Origin of the sequence: Capnocytophaga sp. oral taxon 380 str. F0488, from assembly GCF_000318255.2 — a bacterium.
Taxonomy (GTDB): domain Bacteria; phylum Bacteroidota; class Bacteroidia; order Flavobacteriales; family Flavobacteriaceae; genus Capnocytophaga; species Capnocytophaga ochracea.
This window is the reverse complement of the sequence record NZ_KB291230.1, coordinates 15,851-23,753: the sequence shown is the minus strand read 5'-3', so window position 1 is coordinate 23,753 and position 7,903 is coordinate 15,851. Positions and strand designations below refer to the sequence as shown.

The 7,903-nt window shown below is 42.4% G+C and carries 3 protein-coding genes; all 3 read right to left on the bottom strand.

Annotation, left to right across the window (positions count from 1 at the left end; all coding sequences use genetic code 11):
* Window positions 1–457: 457 nt before the first annotated feature.
* From HMPREF9078_RS09770 to HMPREF9078_RS09760, 3 genes are read right to left on the bottom strand one after another with little or no spacing between them, the layout of a single operon-like run.
* Entirely contained in the window at window positions 458–1,939 is a 1,482-nt protein-coding gene (locus HMPREF9078_RS09770) for a DUF4832 domain-containing protein (RefSeq protein WP_009420519.1), read from the bottom strand.
* 29 nt (window positions 1,940–1,968) lie between these two features.
* Window positions 1,969–3,552, bottom strand: coding sequence for a glycoside hydrolase family 31 protein (locus tag HMPREF9078_RS09765; protein WP_009420518.1), 1,584 nt, complete (start codon window positions 3,550–3,552; stop codon window positions 1,969–1,971).
* A gap of 60 nt (window positions 3,553–3,612) precedes the next feature.
* On the bottom strand, window positions 3,613–7,743 hold the full coding sequence (locus tag HMPREF9078_RS09760) for a response regulator (protein ID WP_009420517.1): 4,131 nt from the start codon (window positions 7,741–7,743) through the stop codon (window positions 3,613–3,615).
* Between the last annotated feature and the right edge of the window lie 160 nt (window positions 7,744–7,903).

Below are 7,903 nucleotides of genomic sequence, written 5' to 3'. Positions count from 1 at the left end.
CTTCCTATAAGCTCTCTATAAGCTAAGCACACCCTCCTAATAACCTTTTTTCATCAAAATTGCACTCCAGCCTCTTCTGAAATATTCCGTTTCCTTTTGAATTTTCCGACCTTCCATCACCCATCAGTATTTCTGGTATTATGTTAATGTCAGTTCGATATGCACAATATTGATTTACAATAGTATTTGTGTCATAACCTGTGAAATCCAGCAACGAAGTTGCCAATCCGTGCATATCACATTTGTCAATTATCAATTATCAATTGTCAATTGAAAGACTATCCCTGCAAGACTTTTAGGCAGCTTGCTACCTATTTGTTTGATTTTTTTAAAGATTTGTAAGATTTCTGTAGCGTAAGCTACACTTTTCTTACATCTAATTCACGTTATATTATTAAAAAAGGTCAGCAAAACTCTTCTTGCTGACCTTTTTCTTCTGTTTCTATTATCCTAATCTTTACTGTATCGTAATCGTATTGAGTTTGTTATAACCTGTTTGAGCTTCCCATATGCCTTTGTTAGCCAAACGGATGCTGTATTCCGGACGATGAGCAAGACTTTGGTAAGGGTCTGGTAAATTCAAATAAATGTCATAAAGCCCTTTGGAAAGATGTTGAGGTAAAGTAATATCTGCTTTCACTTTCACAGTCTTACCTGCAAACCAACGTCGAGGATCGTCATTGAGCTTAAATACTTGTTTTTCCGAAGTGCCTTTTCTCACTAAAACAATCTGCACATCACGACGATTATACGGCGAAGCAAAGCCCTCATTTTTGAGTTCAAGCTCTATTTGCAAACGTCCTCCAGGCACTGGGTTGCCCGTAAATTTACTGTAATTAAGTGCAAAACGATAGCCTAATTTTCTTTTCATATCGTCCATACACCTGTTTTTCCAACTATTAATAGTACCCTCGTGAAAGTCCATATTAATATAACTCCAATGATACAAAGCCATTTCTCTTAAAGCATTGCTACATTCTGTAAAACTATTAGGCGAGGTGCAAGTCTCTCCGCCCATCACCACATACTGCGTCTCCCGCTCCATATACTTGCGGTAGTTTTCATTAGGATAAGTACCCATATTAGGAGCATCAGCTAAAAAACAATCGTTATGGAAGCCTATGCGTGATAAGTCACTGCCATTGTAAGCATTTCCCTCTGTAAGATTCGTGTGCACATTGATGTTTTGGGTAAATATCTTTGCCATTGGGTAGCGCACACACACCATTCTATCCTTAGGTAAAATGCTTAATTCTTTTGCCAATACCTTTCTGCGGGCTTCATAAGCTCCTGCGTTTTCTTGGGGTTCAAAGCCGTAATGATTGGTGTAATACCATTCGCCCCAAACACCCACAAAACCTGCTTCCCATACAGCTATGATATCGGCATTTTCACGAATTATTGGTGCCAATTGGTTAAGGTGTCTTTCCGTCCAATACCACGAGGTATCTCCTCTACCATTGTAATAATCACCTTGGTCTTTTGAATAAGCAAAGCGTAAAACCACCTTAGAGCCTCCTTCGCGAATGACTCGCATATTATTCCGAATCCGATTTAAAAAGTACTCTGGAATGTCTTTCTCCCGAAAGTTATTCATATAATAAATCGTGAGAATAAGACTTATCCCCTCCTGATTTCGCTTCTGTCTCACCCAATCTGCATTAAGTGTCCAATCGCCTTCTCCTTGGTCTTGATGGGTTAAAAAACCTCTTTCAGGATTTAAAAACACCTCATTAGTACCTTCATATCTCACTGTCTGATTGAGAGAAGGAACTGCTGGGGGCGTAACGGGTGGTATAGGGGTGGTAGTAGACGTAGTAGTAGAGGTTTTGGTAGTAGGTGACTGTGTACCTCCTCCATTGTTAACGTCATCTTCTTTGCTTTGGCAAGAGATTATGGTGGTTAGTAAAACAAAAAATGTTAAAAGATATTTTTTCATAGGATTTTAAGTTTACAATGCATAATTTATTACTTAATCTTTACAAAATAAGGCAATCGCTCCAAAGGTACTTTTAGGGTGTATGCTTTGCCTCCTTTGTACTTTTTGCCTTGTTCATCTTGCCAAGTGCCTTTGGGGAGTTTTACCGTGCGAATATCGCTTTCGGTCATTACAGGGGCTACTAAATACTTATCGCCCAGCATATATTGGTCTTTGCAATTAGCGAAACCCTGATGAGGAAAAGCATACTCCATACTGCGCACAATAGGTTCTCCTGTTTGTGCCGATTTTTTAGCTTCGGCTATGATATAGTCGCCTAATTGTTCGTGCCATTTGGCGTATTTGATACAGATAGCCAAATTCTCTTTCGATAGAATGCGCCAAGGAGCTACTGAGAACTGCATCATAGGCATCATCGAATGTATTTGGCAAGAGCGCACGATGAGTTTCTGATTGAACTTAGTAGGGTCTACATTCAAGAAACTGCCGTATTCCCCTCCGCCTATCATATCGGGGCAAGCAAATGCATAACCGTTGAGTCCTGCGGCTATCATATCGGGGACTAAACGGGCGACCCCGTCCCAAGAGTAACTTTTGTCGCCCAAACGCTGTACCAAAGCCTGTCCGCCCAATTTCCAGCAAGCGCGGAACTCGTTGTAAGGGAATTCCAAGCCTAATTTACCCCAAAGAAGAGACTGTTCAGTATCGTAAGATTTTTGGTCGAAAACGTCAACATCTTCCGCCAAATAACGCTCTGGGTCACCTGCATCAAACTTAAATCCATCGATGCCGTATTCTTTTTGTAGGTCTTTAAGCATATTCACAAAGTAGGCAAAGGCTTCGGGATTGCTGAGGTCGTAGCAAGCGCTGAGTCCATTCCACCAATCGAGGATAGCAGGGGTGTCAGCTCCTTTTTTCTTCACTAAATAGCCTTTGTCGCGCAAAAAGCGGTACTCTTGGCTATCGGGTGATACAAATGGGCATACCCATACCATTACTTTGAAGCCCATTTGGTGGAGCTGGTTTATCATTTCTTTAGGTGTAGGGAACTTATCGGGGCGAAATTGCCATACGCCATAGTCTTTTTGCCAGTTGTCATCAATCATTATTACTCCCGTTGGCATTCCGTTGTCCAGAATAGCTTTGGCGTAGGCTAAAACGTCCTTTTCGTTCTGATTGTAAATAAGTTCTATCCAAGTGTTGTATTGTGGTTTGGTAAAGAACACTTCGGGGGGGATTACCCCAGAAGGTGGAAAATATTGTTTACTCACTGCCTGATAGGCACTTTTGAGGGTAGAGCCTGCTGTGTGGCAACTCACCTCAGCCCGTGAAGGAGTGATAAGTATCTTTCCTTCTTTAAATTGGTAAGCAAAAGGAGCTTCCGAAGCGATATAACGCCCTTGATTAGAGTACAGAAAGGGCACCGATTGATTGTTAAAATTCTCGGTGCGCAAGTTGTAAATACGCTCCGATGGTTGGTAAGGCATCTCTTTGCCTACGCCCGTAAAGCCACCCCACCATTGTTCATTGGGTAGTAGGGTGATTTCAGTGGGCTGTTGTGCACTCGCCCATAGCGAACTGCACAAAGTAATAAAAGCAAATATTCTTTTCATTTGTATGTTTTTAGTCGTTAGTTATTAGTTCTTAGCCGTTAACTTTTTACCTCTTATCTCTTACCTCTTACCTGAAATAAATTCTGAGGGTGATACCCCAAATTGTTCTTTAAAAGCTCTTGTGAAATACGACGGACTATCGATTCCTACTTCGTAGCATACTTCACTGATGAGCTTATCGGTAGTTTTAAGCAGTTCGGCGGCTTTGTCTAAGCGTATTTTGCGAATGTAGTTCGCCAAGGTAAGCTCGGTAGCTTGTTTGGCAAAGCTGTACAACTTAGTGCGGTTCATACCGAGTTCAAGGCAGAGGTTATCTACCGAGAAATGTGGGTTTTGCATATTGGTCACTACCAAGTGAGTGAGCTTGTCTAACTGTTCTTGTTGTTTTTTATCAATCACCTTCTGACGGATATTCTCAATAGGAGCGTGTTGTTTGCTCTTGTTGAGCAAGTTGCGCACATTGGTTTTGAGCAGTTTCACATCAAAAGGTTTCGTAAGGTAGGCATCAGCACCTAACTCAATTCCTTCTATTTGCGACTCTATTTGCGATTTCGCCGTGAGCAATATCACAGGAATAAAGCACGTTTGCAGGTTCTTTTTCAGGATAGCACAGAGCTCAAATCCGTCAATTTTAGGCATCATCACATCCGATATGACTAAATTAGGAAAATGCTGGTTGCACTTCTCAATCGCTTGTTCGCCGTCGGAGGCGAGAATGATGTTGTACTCTTTGATAAAGATGTTTTTGAGTATCATCAGTACCTCGTGATTGTCGTCTACTAATAGCAAGGTAGGTTTATCTTCTTGGGGCAAATTTAACATTTCGTCCTCTTCTTCGCCTATGTGTTCATACTCAACCGCATAGTCCGATAAGTATTCTTTCAGCTGAAAAGCACTGTCCTGTAACTTCTGTTCGGGCAATAAGTAACTATCGTCCATAGGGAAGGTGATGATGACTTCGGTACCTACATTGGGCTTACTGCTAATGATAATCCCACCGCGATGCGCTTCAACTAATGATTTTACCAAAGAAAGCCCGATGCCCGAACCTACTCTTTTTTGTCCTTGTCTCTCTACACGGTGAAAGCGTTCAAAGATTTCGGATAAGGTATTCTTCTCCAGCCCTATGCCTTCATCTTGCACTTTTACCACCAACTGTTTGCCTGGCAAGGTATGCGCAGTGTTCTCAAAGGCGCTCTTGTAGAGCGGTGTGAGCTCGCTCAAATTCTCTACCGAAATCGATAAGCGTATAGTGCTTCCCGCATTGGAGTACCTAATAGCATTGGAAAGAATATTCGAAAGTATCTTGCTAAAATACTTCTCATCTAACCACAACTTCACTTCTTGTTCAGGTAGTGTTAATTGCAAGGTTATAGCCACTTTGCTTGCCCACTCCTTAAACTCGTTGTAAATGGCTTGCACATAGCTGTTTGCCGAAATGTAATTGGCTTTTAGCTGAGGTGTATACACGTCCATACGGTGTATTTCAAGTAGTTCGTTCACCATATTACTGAGCTTACCCGTATTGCGTTTGAGGGTATGCACATACTTATTGGAAGGCATTTCCTCTTCCATTTCAGTTACTGCGTGGCTCATTAGGGTAAGTGGTGTACGGAACTCGTGTGAGACGTCTGTAAAGAACTGCATTTTCATCTGCATTAGCTCTTCTTTATGTCGCTCTTTTTCCTCTTGTACAGCTATAGTATGCTTCATTTGCGTCCATCGCATAAAGTACCTGAAACCTATGTACAGCAAGCCTGTAAGGCCAAGTGCATAGAGGGTGTATGCCCACCACGTAAGCCAAAAAGGAGGCTTGGAGACCACTGTAAGCTCGGTCTGCGCTCCGCTCCACTGTTGCCAATCGCCTACCTCTACTAATAGTTTGTAAGTACCATAAGGGAGCTTTTGGTAAGTGGCGTGTGGGACAGGGTCATTCACGGCTATATAATGCCAATCAGTGTCGTAATCCTCTAATTTATAACGGTAGCGCAACCGCTGAGGTGCATTGTATGACAAAGTGGTGAAGTACACCGAAAAATCGTTGTTTGGGTATGCAATCGAAAGCACATCGGTAAACTCTATACACGAATTGACTACTTTGCCGTTGTTTTCAAACCTGCTAAAATGTACTCTTAGGTGAGCTGACGAAAACATTTGCGCTTGTGGTTTGAAATAGTTAAAGCCGTGTGAGCCTCCAAAGTACAGATTCCCCTCAGCATCTTTGCAAGAGGAAGCCGTCCCGAAACTGTGTCCTTGCAAGCCATCGTTGTTGCTGAAAGCCGCAAAACGTTTTAGTTTTGTATCAAAGAAACTCAAGTAAAAGCCTCCACACCACACATTGCCAAAAGCATCTACTTCCACACTTTCAATATCGTTAGAGGTTGCCCCTTCTTCTATACCGTAATGTTCGGCAGTATAAGTGAGTTTGCCATTAGCGTTATCAGTGAGAACCACCTTGTTGAGTCCGCTACCCATAGTACCTATCCAATAAGTATCTTTGTCTTTATCAATTGCCCAAAGATAATTACTACTCAGGCTGTGCGGGGTTTTAGCGTCGGCAGCGTATTTGAGCACACGCACTACCTCGCCTTTGGCATTGAGTTGCAATCTGTTTAAGCCCATTACCGAGGTTATCACGAGTTCATTCTTAGCTTTATCCACATATATTTTGTGGAGCTTGTTAGTAGATAACCTACGAGGTTCAGGCGTTGTTTCGGTAAAGGTGTAGACGTTTTGCCATTGTCCTTTTTGCTCTTCAAAGCACTCCAATCCTGAATAGGTAGTAATCCACAAACGGTGAAAGGTATCGAGCTTGATATCAAATATATAATCGTTACACTGTGTTGCAAACGAACCGATAATGCGTCGGCTTTGCTTGTCTATCCCCCATACCCGTTCGCGAACCGATACGTACAAGTGTGCTTTATCGCTCTGAATACTCGTAACGTTAGGCGAAAGCTCAGGAGCATTGCAATAGTGCTCGTCTAACTGCTGGCTCTGGGTGTGAAACCTAATTACTCCGCCGAACTTATTGCCTATATACACATAGCCATCGGGGTCGTAGTGCATCGTGCTTACAAACTCCGAACCCACTTTGCTCTGGGGTTTTATCCATACCGTCTTGAAGAACGCATCGCGCGTACTGCTGTACGATACACCATTAGACCAAGCCGATACCCACAAATTGCTCTCTTTGTCTAAGAACACACTGTTGATATGATTGCTTGCCGAGTACGGATTCAAAGGCGAGTGACTGTGTTCTTTCAGCAGAGAAAGACTGTTTTTATCCAACTGAAAGATACTTTCTTCATTCACTACCCACACGTATTGCCCGCTGAGTGTAAGAGAAAGTAAATGTTTGTTCAGGTCAAATTCCTTTTTAGCGACTATCGTATAGGTGTTATCGGGCTTACAGGCATACTTCACTAAGCTATCTCGGTAAATCACCCACAAGTAGCCATCGGCATAGAGCATCTTTACGATACCCGAACCTATGTTGTTCACCTTTTCAGGTAGGGCTTTTAGTCTGCCCTTGTCAGGAACGTAAGCCGATAACCAAGGGAACCCCGAAAGCCACACTTCTCCTTTTTCGCTCACTGCTATTTGCGGATTGAGTTGCGAAGTAGTGAGTTGTGAGGCAGAGCCAATAGGCAATGTTTTTAGCGTAAGTGCCTTCTCGCGCTGATTCCATACTACTTTAGCACGCCTAATTTGGTTTTCGCTCAAAAGCCAAAGTTCATTGTTTGTGCCTTTTTGTAAGAGTTTTACTTTGGTATAGAAAGCCAAATCAAGAGGGTCGTCGATTTTGAAATTGACAAACTGTTTGAGCCGAATATCAAAACAAGCTACTCCTGCTTCGGTAGCTACCCAAAGGTAACGCCCCATAGGTTGCAAACTGTACACACGGTTGTAGTACACCGAGTTGATAGGGTCTTGCTCGTACTTGTAGGCATCAAGGGTATAGCCATCGAAACGGTTCAGCCCTCTGTGGGTGCCTAACCAAATAAAGCCCAACGAATCCTGAGCAATGCAAGTAACGTTGTCGTGCAACAGACCTTCATTGCGCGTAAGATGGTGGAAAAGGAAAGTTTCTTGCGCTTGAATTCTCACCACCAACTCTTCTGTGAAAGCGATAGGAAAGAGAAAATACCACAACAGCAGGATTCGCAGGAGCTTTATCGTTCTGTTCATTTGTCAAAAATTCATTTAGAGGGCAAAGATATAAAATCCTTATCAAAAGCTCAAAATACCCAAATCTAAAAACTGATAAGTAACCTTCATTTCTTCATCTTAGATTCGCCTTACCTTCATCGTAGATTCGTCTTTTGTTCGTCATTCCTTCGTCTTTTGT

Coding starts and splice junctions, on each gene's coding strand:
- HMPREF9078_RS09770 (WP_009420519.1), bottom strand. CDS start 1,939: ATGAAAAAATATCTTTTAACATTTTTTGTTTTACTAACCACCATAATC.
- HMPREF9078_RS09765 (WP_009420518.1), bottom strand. CDS start 3,552: ATGAAAAGAATATTTGCTTTTATTACTTTGTGCAGTTCGCTATGGGCG.
- HMPREF9078_RS09760 (WP_009420517.1), bottom strand. CDS start 7,743: ATGAACAGAACGATAAAGCTCCTGCGAATCCTGCTGTTGTGGTATTTT.